This window comes from Mesorhizobium sp. M7A.F.Ca.AU.002.02.1.1, from assembly GCF_003998535.1.
Lineage (GTDB): Bacteria > Pseudomonadota > Alphaproteobacteria > Rhizobiales > Rhizobiaceae > Mesorhizobium > Mesorhizobium ciceri.
The window spans coordinates 1-2,446 of the sequence record NZ_RZPB01000839.1; the positions used below are offsets into that span (position 1 = coordinate 1).

A 2,446-nucleotide genomic window follows, 5' to 3' on the forward strand; every position below is an offset into this window, starting at 1 on the left:
GGGCTTGGCATGACGAACATCGGGGCCGGGGGCGCTGCGCCCTCGCTTATCAGGGCATCACTCAGCCGCACCGGCAAATGGGCTGGCAGCGTCGCCTTTGTCGGGGGTGCCGTATCCGACATCCTCAATCCGCTGGCGCCGTTCGCCGCCTATATCGCGCTGGTCGCCGCGGTGGCCGCAATCATCATCGCCATTGCCATCGTGCTCCGGCTGGTGCTGGCGGCCAAGGCGCTGCCGGCCTTGATCTTCGCCACCAGTGCGGCGGCCGTCGCCGGCGGCGTCTACGGCCTGCAGCAGCAGACCAACGCCCAGCATGGGGTGATCGCCAGCCTGGTGCCGGCCATTGCCGGGCTGCAGCAGTCGATGGGCATCGTTACCGAGAAAGTTGCGAAGATCGAGCAGACCGTCACGCAGACGCAAAAGACGGTCGACGCGGTCAAGCAGTCGACCGACACGGCGGCGAAAAAGACCGACGAGATCGCGTCCGTCCAGCAGCAGCAGACTGAGCAGACGGCGGAAGTGCAGAAGACCACCGACGAGGTGAAGAAGGAGACCGAGACGCTGGTCGCCGGCCAGGCGCAGCAGCAGGCCCAGACCGAGAAGCTGCAGGCGACGACGCAGCAGATCGCCGCCTCGATCGACATCATCGCCAAGGGCTTTGCCGCCCTTGCCGCGCAGGGCGGGGCGATCGCCGAGCCGAAGCGGCCGGACGAGTTCTACCACAATGCCCGCGTCTACGAGTTGTCCGGCGACATGCTGAATGCGCGGCGCTCCTACCTCGCCTTTGCCGGCTTCGACGTCGACGCCATCGATCCCTACACGCGCTTTGCCGCGCTGCTTCGGGTGCAGGACGGCAAGGCCGGCGCGCGCGAGGTGTTCGGCGCGCTTGCCGACAAGGGCAAGGCGCTGTCGATCAAGCTGGTGCATATCCAGCAGTTCGACGACGCCCAGCGCCTCGACAAGCTCAACGTCTTCATATCAGCCAATCCAGATTTCGCGCCGGCCTATTTCCTGTTGGCGCAGGAGTTTTCCGAAGACCGCCTCGGCGCCCAGACGCTGGCCGACAAGCGCAACGAGGCCAAGGCGCTGACCAAGTTCACGTCCTACGAAAAGGATGGCGGGTTGCTCAAATATTTCGTCGACCAGACGCAGTTGGCCGACTGGCTGGACCGCAGCCGCAGCCGGCTGGCGGCGCTTGGCGACGTGCTCGACCCCGCCCGCTTCGTGCCTTCGCTGACGCCGATGCGCTCCAACCAGGGCTGGTCGATGACCATCTCGCTGCCCGAGCCGGCGACCGCCATCTCCTGGCGCATGGGCGACAGCGGTCCTTTCACCGACACCGGTTTCCTGGCCATGAACGACCAGACCACCGGCAAGCCGATGGCCAATCCGAGCTTCGAGATACCCGACAGCACCGTGGCGGGGATCATTGCGATCAAATATCTCGACATCAGGGGCCGCGAGACCGGCCCGTTCGACATCCGCTTCGACCCCGAGACAGCGCTTCAGCAAGGCAACAAGCAGATCCTCGACCAGTTCTGGACCTCGTGGATCGCCTTCGATGCCAGCGGCAACCACGGCCTGGTCTATTTCACCCAGATGCTGTCCTACCGCTGCGCCATCAAACAGGTGCATTACAGCCTGAACGGCGCGGCCCTCGACAAGGAGATCAAGATGCCGCCTTGCGACAAGAAGGACCCCTACGCCATCCCCTACGATTACCAGCCCTATTTCAAGGTCGCCGACAGCGTGAAATCGATGTCGGTGCAGGTTACCTACACCGACGACACCAAGTCGCCGGTGCGGGAATACAAGCGACAGTAGCTCACCCTCCCCTTGTGGGGAAGGTGAAGGTGCGCGATGCAAAATGCCTGTCGCGGCGCTTGCGCAACCGCCGCCGAACGGTTCAGTTTGCGCCTTCAGAATCGGTGACAGCGCAATGACCATCCACACCATCAAGGCCAGAGGCATTTCGGTTTCGCTCGACCTCACGGTCGGCCACATCGCCGACATGGTCGTCGAGGCTGGCGGGCGGCAGCTGAAGCCGCTGCATCGCGCGCCCTGGGTCGATGCGAACGAGACGCTGCCGAAAGACCTGCCGGAAGGCACGGTTCGGCTGTCCGGCGATTTCCTCTGCGCGCCGTTTTCGCGCAGCGATGTCGAGGAAGCGCCGCTGCATGGCTGGACGGCCAACAGCGCCTGGGATGTCGTCGAAAGTGTCGCGACCGACGATGGCTGGCGCGCCGTCTATCGCCTGCGGCACGAGGTGATGGGCGCTTCGGTCGACAAGATCCTGACGCTGCGCGACGGCCATCCCTTCCTCTACCAGGAGCATGTATTTTCCGGCGGCAATGGTGCGATCTCGGTCGCCCATCACCCGATGACGGCCATGACCGGCGGCGGCAGGCTGGCCTTTTCGCCGAAGCGTTTTGCCGCGACGCTGGAC

At 64.6% G+C, this 2,446-nt stretch carries 1 protein-coding gene and 1 pseudogene; both read left to right on the forward strand.

Translation table 11 applies throughout. The features are described from left to right. Positions 1 to 9 precede the first annotated feature (9 nt). Positions 10 to 1,824, forward strand: a complete 1,815-nt coding sequence (locus tag EN879_RS32085) for a hypothetical protein (RefSeq protein WP_063169762.1) — start codon at positions 10 to 12, stop codon at positions 1,822 to 1,824. 115 nt (positions 1,825 to 1,939) lie between these two features. Next, positions 1,940 to 2,446 (forward strand): annotated as a pseudogene (locus EN879_RS32090) (hypothetical protein); the annotation flags it as partial.